Below are 19,544 nucleotides of genomic sequence, written 5' to 3' on the forward strand. Positions count from 1 at the left end.
AACGTCAGTTCGAGTGCAAAGCGTATCGAGAACCGTTTTTAATTCAAAATTTTCTTGTTCTCGATACGATCCCGCCCAAAAGCGGGATCACTCGAACTGACGAATATGATCATCAAAAATCAATTACAATTGCATGGGTACTTCCATCAACAGGATTTCGGCACTAGCGGAATTAGCGGTAATTTTAATAGCATTAGTATCCCAGATTCCTACTCCGTCTCGCTCGTTTAAAGCAATGTTTCCTATTGTAAAATCGCCTTTCAAAACAAAAGCGTAGATTCCGTTTCCGGGTTTTTTTAATGCATACGTGGCAGCAAAATTCTCGTCGAATTTCCCTATATGAAACCACGCATCTTGATGAATCCAAACACCTTCATCCTCAGGATTTGGGGATAGAATTTGTTGGAGCTTATTGTGACGGTCGTTTAAATCTAAAGTAACTTGATCATAACGAGGCGTTACATTTTTTTTATTTGGATAAATCCAAATCTGCAAAAATTTAACCAACTGGTCTTTATTTTTATTGTATTCGCTGTGAAAAATTCCCGTACCGGCACTCATGGCCTGAATATCCCCTTCCTTGATTACGGTAGTATTGCCCATACTGTCATGGTGTTCTAAATCGCCTTCGAGCGGAATAGAAATGATTTCCATATTGTCATGCGGATGTTTCCCAAAACCCATCCCCTGATTGACTCTGTCATCATTGAGCACGCGCAATACACCAAAATTCATTCGCTCCGGATTTTGATAATTCGCAAAACTAAACGTATGATACGATTCCAGCCAACCGTGATTGGCATGACCTCGCGTGTTTCCTTTGTGCAAAACAAAATGCGTAAGTACTCCTTCTGTATTTTTATCTGTATTTTCCATTGTCCTATTCTTTAAAAACATAATGCAAAGGTGCGTCAAAAAAAAGGCATTTGCATTGAACCAGGACAAGAAATGAAAAATTATGAGACTTTAAAGTTTTGTCATTTTGGCTCTCACTTTACTTAAAAACTCAGCCGAAATCCCCAGATAAGAAGCGATGTAATGCTGAGCAACGCGCTGCGATAGTGTGGGATACTGTTCCAGAAACTCTATGTATTTCTCGGTCGCTGTTTTAGAAATAGTATGAAATAAACGGTCTTGCGTAACGGCCAGACTGCGCTGCATCAGGATGCGGAACGCGCGTTCAAACTTTGGTGCTTTGGCAAATAATTCTTCTTTTGCTTCCGGACTAAACAGCAAAAAATCACAATCTTCCAATGTTTCGATATACACACGGCTTGGTGCATCTTCGTATATACTAAAAGAAATATCGCTCACCCACGAATTCTCGAGCGCAAATTGCAGAATAACTTCAAAACCATTGTCATCAATATAATATTTCCGGACACAACCTTTGATGACAAAAGCTTCAAAATGACACATTTCGCCTTCCTGAAGTAAAACCGTTTTCTTAGCAACGGCTTTATATTCCAGCAAAGAATTGAAAATTTCTAGTTCTTTGGGTTCAAAAGTGACATAACGACTTATGTTTTTATTAATTTGGGGATACAATAGTTTCTCGTTTAGAATTTAAAGATAGCTAAATACCCTTAAAAAATGACTCGTAAATATATTAAATTAGCAAGATTTCCTCAAAAAACAAAATCTGCTCTCGATTAAATTCCTATTTTTGTTCCAATAAAAACATAATAAAAAAATTTATGCTCATTATAGGAATTGCAGGTGGTACAGGAAGCGGAAAAACAACCGTTGTACATCAGATTATGAATGAATTACCACAGACAGAAGTTGGTATTATTTCACAAGATTCATATTATAAAGAAAATCACGGACTCTCCTTTGATGAAAGAGCATTGATCAATTTTGATCATCCCCGAGCCATTGATTTTGAGTTGCTAGTGGCCCACCTCAAAGAATTAAAGGAAGGAAATAACATTCACCAACCCGTTTATTCCTTTGTAACCCACAACCGGTCTGACGATACCGTTTTTACTCATCCCAGAAAAGTGATGATTGTAGAAGGAATTTTAATCTTGGCCAATCCCGAATTAAGAGAATTATTTGATGTAAAAATATACGTTCATGCCGATTCTGACGAACGATTAATCCGACGCATGAAACGCGATATAGTGGAACGTGGCCGTGACATGAATGAAGTCCTTAACAGATACCAAACCACATTAAAGCCAATGCACGAGCAGTTCATCGAACCAACCAAGGCATTTGCAGACATCATTATTCCAAATGACAAATACAACACGGTAGCCATTGATGTGGTGCGCGCAGTAATAAATCAAAAAATTCTGTGATTTAGTTGTAATTTTAACAGAATAAGTATTAGGAGCTATTTCCCGCTTTCCGTTGCAATCTTTTAGTAGGTAAACCTTCCTTCGTCAGTATCACCTACTAAAAGGATTTCCACTATAATCGGGGCTAAAAAAAATAAAAAAAATGACAAATCCATATAAAGACAAACCTTGGTTTAAATTCCTGAGCAACAAATATGTCTGGGTCCTGTTATTCTTTTCGTCTTGGATGATTTTTCTGGACAACTATTCGTATTTTGATCATCGCATTTTAGACAAACAAATTGAAGATCTGGAAGACAATGCAGAATATTACAAAGACGAAATAAAAAAAGACAAAGAAAATATCAAGCAATTAAACAATTCCGAACAAATAGAAAAATACGCCCGAGAAAAATACTATATGAAAAAAGATAGTGAAGACATTTACATCATCGAATTTGAAGGCGACACGATTCAAAAATAAAATCCCATTCTCAACCATTCCCAAAGGGAAGGGAGTGTACAATTTATAGTAATTATTAAAAACAGAACACCAAGTTTCGGTTCCCTCTCCTATGAAGAGAACTGGAGTGAGGAAAATGACTAACAAAATGGATACAAACCTTTTCGATGATTTCAACCCCATTTCCTCTAAACAATGGAAACAAAAAATCCAATTTGAACTCAATGGAGCGGATTACAATGAAACCGTAGTTTGGAATTCTCCGGAAGACATTCAGGTAAAACCTTTTTACCATAAAGAGGAGTTTACAAAAGTATTCCCCGTTACCACAAAAGCAACAGAATTTAGAATTTGCCAAAATATATTTGTCTACGACCTTGAAAAATCAATAGAACGGGCATTAGACACACTGAATCGCGGGGCAGACAGCCTGCGCTTTACAATAGAAAACGAATCAATTAACGTTACCGATCTATTGGAAAAATTGCCTTTAGAGAACGTTACCGTTTATTTTAACCTGGGATTTATTTCAATCGATTTCGTCAAAAAAATTGATGTTTTTGCAAAGAAAAATAATACTACTATTTTCTGTAATCTGGATCCTATAGGACAATTAGCCAAAGACGGAAACTGGTTTACAACTAAAGAAAAAAGCAATTTTGACACCCTGAATTTGCTTTCGGCAGCAACAACATCGGTATCGCTACTTAGTATCAACGCTGCGTTGTATCAAAATGCCGGTGCCACTATGGTACAGCAAATTGCCTATAGTGTAGGACAAGCCAATGAGTATTTCAATAGAATTGAAACTATTAATACACCCATTGTTTTTGAAGTGGCCGTAGGAACAAATTACTTTTTTGAAATTGCAAAACTACGAGCGTTACGCTTGCTTTTTAATCTCGTCGCCAAGGAATACAACCATACTTTAGCGTGCAACATCATCGTTTCGCCTACCAAACGTAACAAAACATTATACGATTACAATATAAATATGTTGCGCACCACCACAGAATGTATGAGTGCCATTATTGGAGGAGCGGATGCCGTTGCTAATTTACCGTACGATGCTTTGTACCACAAAGACAACGAATTTGGCGACCGCATAGCGAGAAACCAATTGTTGATCCTCAAAAATGAAAGTTATTTTGACAAAGTCAACAATCCAGCAGACGGCAGTTATTATATCGAAAACCTAACCAATCAACTAGCCGAAAAAGCATTGGCTTTATTCAAAGACATAGAGGCAAATGGCGGTTTCCTGAAACAACTTAATGACGGAATCATCAAAAGAAAAATTCAGGAAAGTGCGGATACCGCGCAGGAATTATTTGATTCTGGGAAAGAAATTTTATTGGGAACAAACAAACATCCTAACAAACAGGATAAAATGAAACATGATTTAGAATTGTTTCCTTTTGTAAAAGTCAAACCAAGAAAAACCTTGATTACACCCATAATCGAAAAACGTCTGGCAGAAAAAACGGAACAGGAACGATTGGATCTTGAATAGTAAGCCCGACGCTGTTATTTAATTTAATACCATTGGAAAAGAGTATATTTACTTTGCTAAAAACATAAAATAATGGAAGCCATAAGACAAATCGTTAAGGTGAAAAATCACAAAATAAGCATTACACTGCCGGATGATTTTAATGCTGATGAAGTTGAAGTGATTATTCTTCCAAAGTCGAATAATTTAGAAATCCCTCAATGGCAAATGGACCAAGTTAGAGAAAGAACTGAGAAATATCTTAAGAATCCATCTTCAGCTCAAGATATTGATGATTTTCTAAAAGATATTGACGGTGGGTTATAAAATTGTAATTGTAGAGGAAGCTAAACTTGATTTCAAAACAGCTTTGGATTGGTACAAAGGCATTCACCCTAAATTGGGCGATACGTTCTCCAATTCGTTCAAGGAAAGTTTAAAAATAATTAAGTCAAATCCATTACTTTTTCAAATAAGATATGATAAGACCAGAGTTGCTTTAATTGAAAATTTTCCATACTTAATTCATTTCAACAGCTACGAGAACATAATTGTCATTACAGCTATTTTTCATACTTCAAGAAATACTGAAATATGGACTGAAAGGAATTAAAATTTCAAAACCTATAATCTTTGTACTAAACAAATGAAAAGAAAAGATTTACAACACATACAATTAAAAAGTACAGCGCTAAAAGTCGAGCATGAAAATGCTGTGTCTGATGCATTTCTAACTGCAGAAGGAATAGAGGTAAAACCTACGTATTCAGAACAAGACGTAAAGAATCTTACCCATCTTGATTTTGGAGCTGGTTTTGCTCCCAATTTACGTGGCCCATACACCACAATGTACGTCCGCCGACCATGGACGGTGCGTCAATATGCCGGATTTTCAACTGCCGAAGAAAGTAATGCTTTTTACAGAAGGAATCTGGCTGCGGGTCAAAAAGGACTTTCCATTGCTTTTGATTTACCCACACACCGTGGCTATGATTCCGATCATGAGCGCGTAGTGGGCGATGTGGGAAAAGCAGGAGTTGCCATTGACTCCGTGGAAGACATGAAAGTATTATTCGACCAAATTCCGCTTAATGAAATGTCCGTTTCTATGACAATGAATGGCGCTGTTTTACCTATTATGGCTTTCTATATTGTCGCTGCCGAAGAACAAGGCGTAGCACCCGAGTTGCTTTCCGGTACGATACAAAATGACATTCTCAAAGAGTTTATGGTCCGTAATACCTATATTTATCCGCCAACACCTTCGATGAAAATCATTGCTGATATTTTTGAATTTACCAGCAAAAAAATGCCCAAATTCAACTCAATTTCCATTTCTGGCTATCACATGCAAGAAGCGGGAGCCACGGCTGATATTGAACTGGCGTACACGCTGGCCGATGGATTGGAATACATCAGAACTGGATTAGCAACCGGAATGAAAATTGATGAATTCGCCCCACGACTGTCCTTTTTCTGGGCGATTGGAATGAACCATTTTATGGAAATTGCCAAAATGCGCGCAGGAAGAATGATCTGGGCGAAATTAGTAAAGCAATTTGAACCAAAAGACGATAAATCATTAGCGTTACGAACCCATTGTCAAACTTCGGGATGGAGTTTAACCGAGCAAGATCCCTTTAACAATGTGGCAAGAACCTGCATTGAAGCAGCAGCAGCAGCTTTTGGAGGCACACAATCTTTACATACCAACGCCTTAGATGAAGCAATTGCGTTACCAACAGATTTCTCGGCCAGAATTGCCAGAAACACGCAACTTTATTTACAAGACGAAACTAAAATTACTAAAACGGTTGATCCTTGGGCAGGCAGTTATTATGTAGAAAGTCTGACAAATGAAATTGCTGAAAGTGCCTGGAAACTCATTCAAGAGGTAGAAGAACTGGGCGGTATGACCAAAGCTATTGAATCCGGAATTCCGAAACTTAGAATCGAGGAAGCAGCAGCCAGAAAACAAGCGAGAATAGACAGCGGGCAGGATATTATTGTGGGCGTTAACAAATATAGATTAGAAAAAGAAGACCCTTTACAGATTTTAGATGTGGACAATCAAATGGTCCGCAAGCAACAATTGGAACAATTAGACCGAATCAAAGCGACCAGAGCTACTGAAAAAGTGCAGGAATCGCTGAAAAAATTAATCCTTTGTGCGCAAACTGGTGAAGGAAATTTACTGGAAATAGCGGTTGAAGCCGCTCGAAACAGAACTACGCTGGGAGAAATCAGCGATGCGCTGGAAACAGTTTTTGGAAGATACAAAGCACAAATTAAATCCTTTAGCGGTGTGTATAGCAAAGAAATAAAAGACGACAAAAGCTTTGAAAAAGCAAAACAACTGGCAGATGAATTTGCAAAGAAAGAAGGACGTCGCCCTAGAATCATGATTGCCAAAATGGGACAAGACGGGCACGATCGTGGCGCTAAAGTGGTAGCTACCGGGTATGCTGATGTAGGTTTTGATGTTGACATTGGCCCCCTTTTTCAAACACCAGCCGAAGCGGCCAAACAAGCGATAGAGAATGATGTGCACATCCTGGGAGTTTCCTCACTGGCGGCAGGACACAAAACGCTGGTACCACAAGTTATTGCAGAACTTAAAAAATACGATCGAGAAGATATTATGGTCGTGGTAGGTGGTGTGATTCCGGCACAAGATTATCAGTTTCTATTTGATGCCGGTGCGGTTGCCGTTTTTGGCCCTGGCACAAAAATCAGTGAAGCGGCTATTAAGATATTAGACATTTTAATGGACAGTTTCGACTAAAACTACAGCCTATTATTTTGACTCAAAATTTAACAACATCAATCGAAAGGTTCGTGTTTTTTGCTTTAAATCAGATGCCTACCCGCTAAACGGACTACGTTTATAAAACGGAACAAAAAACACTTGTTATTTTGATTCTTTTAAGCATTGCAATCGTATCAAATGTTCAAGAAACGGAGAAAGCAAAAATCAAAAATAGAAGGAAACCATCAATTTAGTGGTGCGTCCCAATAGAGAAATCCTTAAGGCTAAATAATTCGACTATATGATAAAAGAAAAGAGGCCGTCAAATAATGGCAGCCTCTTTTTTTAAGATAAAAAAGGAATTAAGTAATAACCATGGTATAATGTCGTATTTTAAAATCAGGATAAAATTATGTAACAATCTGATTTAAAGTTGTTTTACTTAAAGTTAATTCTTTTGACTTTACGACTTTTAAACTTTCGACTTACTTAAATGTTTTTTGCCTTTGCATTATTATCCGCAATAATACACGAAGTATCATACCCGCCAAACATTTTCATATAGCTTTTTATAGAGCTACCATAAGCGTCTCTAAAATTTCGTTTTCCTTTATTTTTAAAATATTTTTTTACAGAACCCGCTCCGCCAAGGTGGGCTGCCGCTAATATCCCGGATTCGGTAACGAATATTCCGTTTAATATAGTGCCTTCGTATTTTTCAATTTCTCTTTTCAGCTCCCATTTGTTTTTCGCCAGTAGCGCTAGAAATGCTTTTTCCTGTAATTCAGGGCTGTTCAAAAAGGCAGACCGATTATAGATTCCAACCGACTTAAGTGTCTCAATACCAAACTGATATTTTCCCATATATCCCAGAGAGTTCACTTTTTTGTATTTACTTTCGGATTCTCTATATCCAATAGCTTCTTTAAAACCGATAAAGAAATTTCCAGTAAAAGGAATGTTTAATTTGGTGTATTCATTTTGTTCTTCAGAAGGAAATAAGTAGTGCGCTCCCTCATCTTCATTAATAAGAAACCAAGGGCTGGTTTCTAGGTTAAACGGTTTAAAACCTGAGCTTAAAAAAACTGTAATCACAGTCAGACCTGCGTAAAAAGACCACTTCTTAATCATAAATTGTTTTTCTTCAAAACGCTGTCCCGTTAAGAAATTTCTATGCGCAAAGATACAACAAAAATATTAAGTCTGATAATCAAGTAGTTAAACTTTTTTAAAAATAAATGAAGTGGTATTTTATATCGTTAAAACGCACGAATTCAATTGTAGGTGCGGGAATTTTAACCGTGTTCAGAACGGAAAAAACAGTCTTTAAAAAATGGGACCGTGTCTTTATTTTCGTCAGATCAACATCAATACTCAAATAAAACTGTCGGAATCTTTGTGGATTTGTAGTTGAAAAAGCGTTATTACCGCGATTTCCGGTCAGCATTCCTTCGGCTCCGTAACCCAAAGCTATATTTAGCCATTTTGGAATCCTGGAGCATTTTGCAAAAGAGTGCAAATTAACAGAAAGCCAATAGGTTTGTCCATTATAGTCTTTTAAAATTTGCTCTGTAAAAGAACTGCCCAAAACTTCCGGTCTGTAATTGGCATATTGGGTGGTATGAAAAGAGAATTTAGGGGTAATACGCTGTTCATTCCAGATTAATTCCTGAGAAATGTATAAAGCGGTTCCTGAAGCATTGGCAATTATATCACCATAGGAAGCACCCCACTCAGCAGAATATCCATCCAGAACCTCAACAGCGGTAAGAAATGCAAAGCCCAAGCCGGCTCCGTATAGTAGCTTATTTTTTTTAGAAGCCCCACTCCACTGCAGCATTTGGGCACCAAGACGTCCCAGATGATACGAAGAAAATACATGCCCAGATTTGTCCATCTGCAGCCAATCAGTATTGTCATTTATAAAATGAAAATCAGATTTGGGATAATCAGCGTACCAAAGTTGGTTTAAACCGATCAGCGTTCCTGCGGTCAAAGCAGCTTCAGCAACAAACACCCCTTTTTGCTTTTTCCTATTCAAAGAATCGGAGGGTTTAAAGAAAGATTCGGCACGCTCTTGGGCAAATACAGTTTGGAAACCCACTAAAAATAAATATAAAATCCCTTTTTTTAATCCCAAAACTATCTTTTTACGCCTTGGCTGTTGATCCAATCCGAATATTTTTTGGCGTTTTTATTGTGTTCCGTTAATGTGGCAGCAAACTCATGGTATCCAAAACGTTCCACGCTGGCACAAAAATAAATAAAATTGTTTTTCTCAGGATCCAAAACCGCTTCCATGGCTGTAATATCAGGCATAGCGATAGGTCCAGGAGGCAGTCCTACGTTCATATAGGTATTATACGGATGTGCCTTTGTCAAATCTTTGTAGAAAACCCTTTTGATAACCTGATCAAAATCGTTTGCTTTTTTCTTTATCGCAAATATTACCGTTGGATCTGCCTGCAATGGCATTCCCGTTCGCAACCGATTGAGATACACGCCGGCTATTCGTGGTCTCTCGTCTTTTTTTACGGATTCTTTGTGAACAATTGAAGCCAGAATAGTCGCTTCGATGGGAGTGAGTCCCTGTTTTTGAGCTTTGGCAACTCTTTCCTTGTTCCAAAAATTACGGTATTCCTTAATCATTTTATCACGGAATTTTTCAGCGGTAGTGTTCCAATAAATCTCGTATGTATTTGGAATAAACAGTACCAAAACAGTCTCTTCATTGAACCCGTTTTCTTTCAAGAAAATAGAATCTTTGAAGGAAGTCAGTAATGACAAGCTATCCGCTTCTATTTGTGAACCTACACGCCCGGCTAAATTCTCAATACGTTCCTGATTATTAAAAGCCAACTTTACTGCTGAATTAAGACGCAATGTTTTTACCAGTTCATAACTGTTCATTCCCTTTTTGAATAAAAAACGTCCCGGAATTATATTATCAGAATAGCCCCGTTTATTGGCCACCATCTCAAAACGATCCAAGTTTTCGACATACGGAGCAATTATTTTTTTGACCTCTTCGTAATTGGAATCCGTTGGGACGTACACATACACTTCGTTCTCTGAGAATTTAGTGTTAGAAGAAAAAATTTGGCGCAAAATAACCAATCCGTATAGCATCAGTATTGCTATTAAAGCAACAGCGATACTGGTAATAATTTTCTTTAAATTCATATATGGTATTTTTATTGGAAAAGTAGTATTTTTAACTTTAGTTTGAAATTATGATGAATTAAAACTACATTTTTTAAAATTTAGTATTGATCAATTGAAAAACAGCTTCGTCTTTATAAATACCATTCACAAAAGTCCACTCTTTTTTGACGCCTGTCATTTTGAATCCAAATTTAGTAAAAAGTGCTTTACTAGCTTCATTTTCGGTTCCAATATTTGCATATAACTGGTGTAAATTTAGATTATAAAAAGCATATTCAATTAATAATTCCAAAGCTTCGGAACCAATATTCTGTTTTCGATTTTTGCTTTTTTGAATGACAATACCTACTCCCGCCCTGTTATTCTTTGGATCAAAATCAAATAAATCGATCAAACCCAGGGCCGGGAAATCCTGATCCTGACAAATAGCCAATCGCAATTGCTTGGCTTCATAAATATCCTGATGGGCATTTTCTAAATATTGCTTGACTAAAAACCGGCTGAATGGCGTATGCGTATTGCTGACTTCCCAAATGCTCTGGTCGTTTTCTATGGCATATACAAACTCCAGATCATTGGGTTCTAATGCCCGAATGTAGATATTGTCTCCTTTTAATGTTTTCATTTAGGTTCTTGGTTTTGGGTTTTGGGTTTTAGGTTTTAGTTAAATCTCGATTGTTCCTTTAAACACAAACTCTGCTGGTCCCTTCAGAAAAACATTAGTGAATTTTCCTTCTCCTTTATCAAAAGAAACGACTAATTTTCCACCTTCTACATTTAAATCGATCGAAGTAGCATTTGTTTTTCCAATAACGTTCATGGCAATTGCTACTGCTGTTGCGCCTGTTCCGCAAGAAAGTGTTTCATCCTCTACGCCTCTTTCATACGTTCGCATAGAGAAAGTGGCCTGGTCAATTTGTTTGACAAAATTGATGTTACTTCCTGCTTTCCCGTACAAATCTCCGTATCGAATAGCAGCTCCGTTTTCCTTGATATTGTAATTTTCCAGATCGTCTACCAGTTGTACATGATGCGGCGATCCCGTATTTAGAAACACATGATCTGTACTGACTTTTACGGCATCAACATCAATCATTTGTAATGATACCAATCCGTCATCGCCAATTGTGGCGTGATGCAAACCATCTGTGGCTATGAAAGTAGCTTTATTCTCAATTACCTGCAGCTTTTTGGCGAAAGCCACTAAACAGCGTCCACCGTTACCACACATGGAACTTTGGTTTCCATCGGAATTGTAATAAACCATTTTGAAATCGGTGGTCGTTGCGAGATTCGAAGCAATCGTATCGTTTTCCAATAAAATAAGACCATCGCCTCCTATTCCACAACGTCTGTCGCACAAGTGCGCTATCAGTTGTGTATTCTCTTTTGGAAAAAAATTCAAACGATTATCAATCAGGACAAAATCATTTCCTGTTCCTTGGTATTTATAAAATTGTAGTTGCATTTTAATTTCTATTGTGTGCTACAAAAGTACGAACTATTAACCCGTTGGGTGCAATTAATTTTTGATGATAATTTTCGTCAGTTCGAGTGATTTTCGACAGAAAATTATATCGAGAACTAGAAAATTAGTATTAAAAACTGTTCTCGATACATTTTTTGTTCCGTTTTATTACACAAAAAATACTCGAACTGACGTTTTGAATAATTGCACGCAACGGGTAAACTATTAATGAAATGTTAATCATTGTTAAAGAGCGTTAAACTGTATTTTAGGACGCTATTTTATTTTTAATTTTACAAGTAAATATCTTAATAAACGAATTTAATTATGAAATCGCCATGACAGAAGCTGTCGCAAACACCAATGAAGATCTGGCGATACCATATTCCTATAAAAAACAAATATTATCTACATATGAAAAAAATTTCAACTCTTTTTTTGGTTTCGTTGTTGAGTGGGGGAGTCACACTTGGCGCTTACAAATTATTATTTGATACCAATGGGTATTTTTCCAGTGAAAAAAATGCCTTGGTAACCGCTGCATCTGATTCGTATAAAACGAAAGTAGGACTGTCTCCCGAGATTCTTGATTTTACCGAGGCTGCAGAAAAAACAATTCATACCGTGGTACACGTAAAAAACGTCTCCCGCAGAACGATCACCAATCCCATTTTAGAATATTTTTATGGGTATAAAGGCGGACAATCCCAGGAACAAGTAGGAACGGGTTCCGGAGTAATCATTTCTGAGGATGGTTATATAGTGACCAACAATCACGTCATCAAAGGCGCATCAGAAATTGAAATCACCTTAAACAACAAAAAATCATACGTGGCAAAACTCATTGGAACCGACTCTAAAATGGATATTGCTTTATTGAAAATTGATGCGAATGAAAAATTACCGTATACTGTTTTTGCCAATTCTGATTCGGTTAAAATTGGCGAATGGGTTTTGGCTGTCGGAAATCCGTATAATTTAACCTCTACGGTAACTGCCGGAATTGTTTCGGCGAAAGCCAGAGATTTAGACACCAGCGGGATCCAATCTTTCATACAAACAGATGCTGCGGTAAACCCCGGAAACAGTGGTGGTGCCTTAGTAAACACGCGTGGTGAACTAATCGGAATCAACACGATGATTTCCTCCATGACCGGTTCTTATGTAGGATATTCGTTTGCAGTTCCTTCTAATATTGCCCGAAAAATCATTGAGGATCTCATGGAATACGGGAATGTACAACGCGGAATTCTTGGGGTTGAAGGAGGCGAACTAAATAGCATGACTTCTAAAGAACTGGGAATCAACCAAACACAAGGCTTTTACATTAATAAAGTCACCAAAAATTCAGGAGCTGAAAAATCTGGACTTGAAAAAGGAGATGTCATCATCAAATTAGACGAACTAAACGTGGCTACTTTTGCGGATCTTTCCGGATACATCAATACGAAAAGACCCAATGACAAAATACAGGTTACCTATATCAGAGATGGAAAAACAAGAGTGGTTCCTGTAGTGCTTAGCAAAAATGAATTTTTCAGCGCCGAGTTTAAAGGCATCGAATTAGAAAATATTGAGGCTGCTGACAAGCAGAAATTCAAAATCGATTATGGCGTGCGAATCAAATCAATAAGCAGCCAAAATCTGAAGCAATACGAAGACGAGCTGGTGGGAAATATTATCTTGAGTATTGACAATGTCAAAGCTACGGATGTTGCAACGGTATCCCAACTTTTAAGTAAAAAAGAGGAAAACCAAACCATACGCATCGAAATGATTACTAAAAACGGAGAAGTCATGCGTGTAATTCTCTAGCGCATTCCTGTTTTAAAAAAACCAAAGCCATCTTGATATTTCAGGGTGGCTTTTTTATTTTTAAAATAAATCCAAAAATAGCTTACGAAATCGATTGAAATGGGTATTTTTGCGCCAAATTTTAAAAAATACAATCCTTTATTTTCATTAAATTTTCAACATGGCAACTACAACTTTATACGAAAAGGAAGTTTCTTTTCAAGCCGACAGGCGACGTGCAGGAGTAAAACTGATTAAAATTATCAGCGATTTATGGTATGATAAATCCATTGAGATGGTTTTATTTAGAAACCCGCTAATCGACAGGAATGTCAGTGATATTATCAACCTGCATGAATATGCGGCTGAATTTGTAGGCAAACCCATTTCAGTATTTGATTCGGTTAAAATTGCAAAAGCGATTTTAGAATTGAATCTACCGCCTGCAAAATTAGACATTGGAAAACTGACGTACGAATATGGTTTAGAAGAAGATACATATCCTGACGCCAAGTATTTTGTCATTGACAAATTAAAAAATGCCAAAAATTCAGAGGAGATTCAACCAAAAGATGTGGTACTGTATGGTTTTGGTCGCATCGGTCGTTTATTAGCCAGAGAATTAATGTCGAAAACTGGAAAAGGAAGTCAATTGCGATTGCGCGCTATTGTGACACGCGATAAAAATGATGCAACCACACTAGAAAAAAGAGCTTCTTTATTGCGTTACGATTCTATTCATGGTGATTTTCAAGGTTCGGTTACTGCTGATCCTGAAAACAATGCTTTGATTATCAACGGAACCACCGTACACATTATAACGGCAAACGGACCTGAAGAAATTGATTATACGCTTTTTGGAATTGATAATGCTTTGGTTATTGACAACACGGGTGCTTTCACCACACACGAAGCACTAAGCCGCCATTTGGTTTCCAAAGGTGTGGAAAAAGTATTGCTTACCGCTCCCGGAAAAGGAGTTCCTAATATTGTTCATGGCGTAAACCACAACGAATACAACCCGGATGAAATCAATATTTTTTCGGCTGCATCGTGCACTACGAACGCTATCACGCCAATCTTGAAAGCTGTTGAGGATACTTTGGGCGTTGTCAAAGGACATCTGGAGACCATCCATGCGTACACAAACGACCAGAATCTTGTGGACAACATGCACAAAAAATACCGTCGTGGAAGAGCAGCCGCTTTGAATATGGTGATTACCGAAACGGGTGCCGGAAGTGCTGTTGCAAAAGCATTGCCTTCATTAGAGGGAAAATTAACGTCGAATGCCATTCGGGTACCGGTTCCTAATGGCTCTTTGGTCATCTTGAATCTGGAGGTATCCAGAGAAACATCACTGTTAGAAATCAATGCTATCATGAAAAAATATGCATTGGAAGGCGAATTAGTCGAGCAAATCAAATATTCGATGAATAACGAATTGGTTTCATCGGATATCGTCGGCACATCGCAGCCTGCCATTTATGACAGTAACGCCACCATTGTTTCAAAAGACGGAAAAAATATTGTGTTGTACATTTGGTACGACAACGAATACGGATACAGCCATCAAGTCATTAGACTAGCTAAATACATTGCCAAAGTAAGGCGTTTTACGTATTACTAGCCTGCCGTTTACAGGTTGTGGATTTGCGGTTGTAATTTTTTTTTTTTTAGTTTTAGTCCCTTAGTTTTAAATTTGGAACGACCGCAACCCAGCCTGAATTCAATAGAAAATCCGTCCCGTTAGGAAAAACGAGACGGATTTTTTTGTTACTATTACAACGAATTGGCACGCTGATGACGCGGATTTTTTATGTGTGTTAATTTGTTATTACTGTGTTGAATTGGCACGCAGATGACACGGATTTTAGCGGATTTTTTATGTGTGTTACTGTCATTGTTGTACTGAATTGGCACGCAGATGACGCGGATTTTAGCGGATTTTTTATGTGTGTTAATTTGTCATTATTGTGTTGAATTGGCACGCAGATGATACGGATTTTAGCGGATTTTTTATGTGTGTTAATTTGTCATTGTTGTACTGAATTGGCACGCAGATGACACGGATTTTAGCGGATTTTTTATGTGTGTTAATTTGTTATTACTGTGTTGAATTGGCACGCAGATGATACGGATTTTAGCGGATTTTTTATGTGTGTTAATTTGTTATTACTGTGTTGAATTGGCACGCAGATGATACGGATTTTAGCGGATTTTTTATGTGTGTTAATTTGTTATTACTGTGTTGAATTGGCACGCAGATGACACGGATTTTAGCGGATTTTTTATGTGTGTTAATTTGTTATTACTGTGTTGAATTGGCACGCAGATGATACGGATTTTAGCGGATTTTTTATGTGTGTTAATTTGTCATTACTGTGTTGAATTGGCACGCTGATGACGCGGATTTTAGCGGATTTTTTATGTGTGTTAATTTGTCATTACTGTGTTGAATTGGCACGCAGATGAGACGGATTTTAGCGGATTTTTTATGTGTGTTAATTTGTCATTACTGTGTTGAATTGGCACGCAGATGACGCGGATTTTAGCGGATTTTTTATGTGTGTTACTGTCATTGTTGTACTGAATTGGCACGCAGATGACACGGGTTTTAGCGGATTTTTTATGTGTGTTAATTTGTTATTACTGTGTTGAATTGGCACGCTGATGACGCGGATTTTCACTGATTTTCACTGATTTTAAAATAGTCAAACTTAAAAATCAATATATCATTCCTCCTACCATGCACTAAAAACCACTTACTATTCACTTTTCGCTTTTCACTAAAAAGATACTATTCCTTAGCTTTTGTCAAATAATACACCGGAATACCAATCAGCATAATCAAAACACCCCAACCGCTTGTACTGGTTTTGGTATACAACAAGGCGATACAAATTGCTGTCGCGATAATTAGATACAGCGCCGGTAAAAATGGATATCCAAAAGCTTTATACGGTCTTTCGGCATCTGGCATTTTCTTGCGCAGAATAAATATTCCGAGAATAGTCAGAATATAAAATATCAAAACGATGATAACCACAAAATCCAATAAATCCCCATATTTCCCTGTCAAACACAACGCCGAAGCCCAGATACACTGCGCCCAGATAGACCAAGCCGGAACGCTGGCATGATTCAATTCAGCCGCTTTCTTGAAGAAAACACCATCTTGCGCCATCGTATAATACACTCTGGCACCCGCCATAATCAATCCGTTGTTACAGGCAAAAGTCGAAATCATAATCATCACCGCGATTATTAATGTTCCCACCGAACCAAAAATACGTTGCGAAGCCACAACAGCCACACGATCTGATTCGGCTGTAGCAATTTCATACAAAGGCACCACCGCCAAGTACATCAAGTTAGCCAAAATATAAATCACACTCACGATTAAGGTTCCTAAAAACAAACTCAATCCCACGTTGCGTTTTGGATTTTTTATTTCTCCGGCGATAAAAGTTACTCCTTCCCAAGCCACACTAGAGAACATTGAACCTACTAGTGCTGCCGAAATTCCTGATATCAACGCCGTTCCGCTAATAGGCAACCACGAACCCGTTTCCACATTCAGGGCTTGTGACGTCCAGACATTGTTCCAGTTCGCGTCCCAAACCTCGGCTTTGGCAGCCATAAAACCAAAAATAATCAAACCTGCCAACGATAGAATTTTGATAACTGTCAAAACCGTCTGTAAAATCTTAGAGTTTTTTACCCCACGGCTATTGATGTAACTCAGCAAAATAATGGTAAAAATAGAAACAATCTGAGCCGCATTGAGTTTAAAATCCCCAATCTCATATAAAATATTCTTATCACTTAAAGGCGCGTACAAGTAGGCGGCAAATTTGGCAAAAGCCACACCCACGGCAGCAATGGTACCGGTTTGTATCACCGCAAAAAAACTCCAACCGTACAAAAAACCCACCAGTTTCCCGTAGGCTTCCTTGATGTACACATATTGCCCGCCAGCTTTAGGAAACATCGCGCTCAACTCACCATAACTCACGGCAGCAATCACGGTAATCGTTCCTGTAAGCACCCACATGGCAATCAACCAACCCGCAGAACCCAGCTGTCGCACCATATCCGAGCTCACAATAAATATCCCGGAACCTATCATAGAACCCACCACAAGCATGGTTCCGTCGAGTAATCCTAATTCTCTTTTAAAATCGTCTGGTTTATGGTCTTCCATGTTTTTTTGGGTTTTGGGTTTTGGGTTTTGGGTTTTGGGTTTTGGGTTTTTAATTGGCTAAAGATATACTTTTTTTGGAAATTTCATAAAAAGGACGGAGAAAGTGACAACAAAGTGAATCGTGAAAAGTGAGTGGTGAGTGGTCAAGATTGAAGTTGTTCCTTTGGGCGTGACCCTGCACCAGCTTTGTCGTTCCTCCTCGCCACTTTGGGTCGGACGGTACGCTATATCTTTATTTTCTTAAAGAAAGAAAATAAAGGATGCCACTTCCCTCCCTCACGCAAACCGCACTAACTATAACGTTTGTTTTTTTGTATAAAAACTGTAAGAAAATTTTAATATATTTGAAAGAATATAAAAAAAGACAAGCAATAGCGACAATCTACCTGATTTTGGGTGTATCGACGCTATTTTATAGCGAGTGTATACAAGTTGGCGGTCAGCTTGAAGAACTGAACGAAAAACAAACAATAATTTAAATTACTAAAATGCAAAAAACATTCAAACCTCTAATTACATTTTTATTATTAAGCTTTTGTACAATAACAATTGGACAAACTAACTATAAAGGAGAAATAGTTAATCTTAACAATGAAACTTTATCTGTTGAAATAATACTAAATGCATCTTCATTTAATGTCAATCGGTTAATTGAGTTAGAAGACAAAATAACTGTAATTCAAAATGGAACTAAAGTTGAATATTTACCAAAAGATTTGAAAACTTTTAAAATCGAATTAGAAAAAGAAACTATAACATTTGAAAGTGTTGAAGAATCAGTATTTGCACAAGTATTATATTCTAATAAAATTAAACTCTACAAAATATTAAAAAGAATATCTCACGGTCATATTGTAAGGTTTTATGTAATCAAAAAGCCTAACATTATTGATATGGCTCAAATGCCAGCAATGGGATTGAGCAGATTAATAACAAAAGATGCAATGTTGCCCGTTATTGAAGATTGTAAAATTTCATATGACAAAATCAAAAATGATGAAATTAAAATTAAAGACGAAAAAATATTAGTTGACTTCATAAAAGATTATGAAAGCAATTGTTTTCAAAACTAAATAAAAAGCCGAACCGCCAACACTTGCTACAAGCGATTTGGGCATTTGGCTTAATTTAAAAATGGTCTTGTATTTGGGAGATTTGGCAAATCCGAAAACAGGGCTTTTTTAATCCCAAACCGCTTGTAGCAAGGGAACGTTACTGGCTAGTTATGCCGAAATTACGCAGGTAATTTCGATTTGAAAATAAGCAGTTGTTTCCGCAGAAAGTTTACAAAGCAGTTGGCGGTAATTTTAAGAAATTCGAGAGAATTTAATGACATTTTAAAAAATATAAATTATGATAAAGTTTTGGTTAATTGCTATTTTTATTATTATTATTTCAACATATATATTGTGGAAATTAACTATGAAATCACAAAGAGAAGAAACTGGTGAACGAATTTGGAGATTTGGGAATGGAAGGTCTGTTTATTGGCGTATTCTAACTTTGTGCAGTTTTGGAATAACTGTTGTAATAATGCTTATTATGCATTGGATAGGAATTCCTATTCTGTAATTAAAAATATTTTAAATAAGCAATTTAAGCCCAAACCCGCTTTAGTACTAGAACAAAGCGTGAAAATTGGACCCGATCGCTCGGACATCTGATTTTTTCGGACAACGATTATATTAATCCCTCGGATATTTAATTTTCGGACAACGATAGGGCGGATTTGCAATCCGAGCCCACAAAGAGAATGATTCAGCAAGAAATTATACTAGTTTAGAGAGTGAATTAGAATTTCTTTTATTAGAATTATTATGATATTATTTACGGGCACGAATTGAAAATCCGCCTTTACTTTGTATTAGATAAAAAACACTAAATTTATTCAAAGGAAAACAGAGGTGAACTAACAAATCCG

General features: G+C 37.2%; 17 protein-coding genes. 9 read left to right on the plus strand and 8 right to left on the minus strand.

All coding sequences use genetic code 11. The annotated features are described in order from the left end of the window. Positions 1 to 123 precede the first annotated feature (123 nt). Positions 124 to 876, minus strand: coding sequence for a pirin family protein (locus EKM02_RS13595; protein WP_199878496.1), 753 nt, complete (start codon positions 874 to 876; stop codon positions 124 to 126). 90 nt (positions 877 to 966) lie between these two features. After that, positions 967 to 1,548, minus strand: coding sequence for a Crp/Fnr family transcriptional regulator (locus EKM02_RS13600; protein ID WP_126456029.1), 582 nt, complete (start codon positions 1,546 to 1,548; stop codon positions 967 to 969). Positions 1,549 to 1,697: 149 nt separating this feature from the next. Between EKM02_RS13600 and udk the strand changes: the two genes are divergently transcribed. The 6 genes from udk to scpA all read left to right on the plus strand — a co-directional run bounded on the left by udk (position 1,698) and on the right by scpA (position 7,025). Beyond that, entirely contained in the window at positions 1,698 to 2,306 is a 609-nt protein-coding gene (udk, locus tag EKM02_RS13605; RefSeq protein ID WP_126456031.1) for a uridine kinase, read from the plus strand. A gap of 142 nt (positions 2,307 to 2,448) precedes the next feature. After that, entirely contained in the window at positions 2,449 to 2,769 is a 321-nt protein-coding gene (locus EKM02_RS13610) for an FtsB family cell division protein (protein WP_126456033.1), read from the plus strand. A gap of 127 nt (positions 2,770 to 2,896) precedes the next feature. Further along, positions 2,897 to 4,261 (plus strand): methylmalonyl-CoA mutase subunit beta, encoded by a 1,365-nt coding sequence (locus tag EKM02_RS13615; protein ID WP_126456035.1) that lies wholly within the window; start codon positions 2,897 to 2,899, stop codon positions 4,259 to 4,261. A gap of 72 nt (positions 4,262 to 4,333) precedes the next feature. Beyond that, positions 4,334 to 4,567, plus strand: a complete 234-nt coding sequence (locus EKM02_RS13620) for a hypothetical protein (RefSeq protein ID WP_126456038.1) — start codon at positions 4,334 to 4,336, stop codon at positions 4,565 to 4,567. Further along, the gene (locus EKM02_RS13625; protein WP_126456040.1) at positions 4,557 to 4,853 is read left to right on the plus strand and encodes a type II toxin-antitoxin system RelE/ParE family toxin; all 297 of its coding nucleotides are present in this window, start codon (positions 4,557 to 4,559) and stop codon (positions 4,851 to 4,853) included. Before EKM02_RS13620 ends, EKM02_RS13625 begins: the two co-directional genes overlap by 11 nt. A gap of 33 nt (positions 4,854 to 4,886) precedes the next feature. Then, positions 4,887 to 7,025, plus strand: coding sequence for a methylmalonyl-CoA mutase (gene scpA / locus EKM02_RS13630; RefSeq protein ID WP_126456042.1), 2,139 nt, complete (start codon positions 4,887 to 4,889; stop codon positions 7,023 to 7,025). A 453-nt stretch (positions 7,026 to 7,478) separates the two neighbouring features. Here scpA and EKM02_RS13635 read toward each other — a convergent pair whose 3' ends face one another. The 5 genes from EKM02_RS13635 to dapF all read right to left on the minus strand — a co-directional run bounded on the left by EKM02_RS13635 (position 7,479) and on the right by dapF (position 11,622). Continuing rightward, entirely contained in the window at positions 7,479 to 8,120 is a 642-nt protein-coding gene (locus EKM02_RS13635) for a peptidoglycan-binding protein LysM (protein WP_126456044.1), read from the minus strand. A 97-nt stretch (positions 8,121 to 8,217) separates the two neighbouring features. After that, a complete protein-coding gene (locus EKM02_RS13640) occupies positions 8,218 to 9,162 on the minus strand; it encodes a DUF2279 domain-containing protein (protein ID WP_410503694.1) in 945 nt (314 codons plus the stop codon). Then, a complete protein-coding gene (mltG, locus tag EKM02_RS13645; RefSeq protein ID WP_126456046.1) occupies positions 9,132 to 10,172 on the minus strand; it encodes an endolytic transglycosylase MltG in 1,041 nt (346 codons plus the stop codon). The genes EKM02_RS13640 and mltG overlap by 31 nt, the downstream gene beginning before the upstream one ends. Before the next feature lie 73 nt (positions 10,173 to 10,245). Beyond that, positions 10,246 to 10,779 carry a GNAT family N-acetyltransferase gene (locus EKM02_RS13650; RefSeq protein WP_126456048.1) on the minus strand — a complete coding sequence of 178 codons (534 nt, stop codon included), beginning with the start codon at positions 10,777 to 10,779 and terminating at the stop codon, positions 10,246 to 10,248. Positions 10,780 to 10,818: 39 nt separating this feature from the next. Further along, positions 10,819 to 11,622, minus strand: coding sequence for a diaminopimelate epimerase (gene dapF / locus EKM02_RS13655; RefSeq protein WP_126456049.1), 804 nt, complete (start codon positions 11,620 to 11,622; stop codon positions 10,819 to 10,821). Between the two features lie 414 nt (positions 11,623 to 12,036). On the opposite strand from dapF, the gene EKM02_RS13660 reads away from it, so the two are divergent. Then, positions 12,037 to 13,437 carry a trypsin-like peptidase domain-containing protein gene (locus tag EKM02_RS13660; protein ID WP_126456051.1) on the plus strand — a complete coding sequence of 467 codons (1,401 nt, stop codon included), beginning with the start codon at positions 12,037 to 12,039 and terminating at the stop codon, positions 13,435 to 13,437. A 160-nt stretch (positions 13,438 to 13,597) separates the two neighbouring features. Then, positions 13,598 to 15,046, plus strand: a complete 1,449-nt coding sequence (locus EKM02_RS13665; RefSeq protein ID WP_126456053.1) for a glyceraldehyde-3-phosphate dehydrogenase — start codon at positions 13,598 to 13,600, stop codon at positions 15,044 to 15,046. Between the two features lie 1,170 nt (positions 15,047 to 16,216). On the opposite strand, the gene EKM02_RS13670 is transcribed toward EKM02_RS13665, so the two are convergent. After that, positions 16,217 to 17,623 carry an APC family permease gene (locus EKM02_RS13670; RefSeq protein WP_126456055.1) on the minus strand — a complete coding sequence of 469 codons (1,407 nt, stop codon included), beginning with the start codon at positions 17,621 to 17,623 and terminating at the stop codon, positions 16,217 to 16,219. 488 nt (positions 17,624 to 18,111) lie between these two features. Here EKM02_RS13670 and EKM02_RS13675 point away from each other — a divergent pair, with 488 nt between their 5' ends. After that, the gene (locus EKM02_RS13675) at positions 18,112 to 18,696 is read left to right on the plus strand and encodes a hypothetical protein (RefSeq protein WP_126456057.1); all 585 of its coding nucleotides are present in this window, start codon (positions 18,112 to 18,114) and stop codon (positions 18,694 to 18,696) included. Positions 18,697 to 19,544: the final 848 nt, after the last annotated feature.

Origin of the sequence: Flavobacterium sp. RSP49 (genome assembly GCF_003968735.1) — a bacterium.
In the GTDB taxonomy this organism is placed as follows: Bacteria; Bacteroidota; Bacteroidia; order Flavobacteriales; family Flavobacteriaceae; genus Flavobacterium.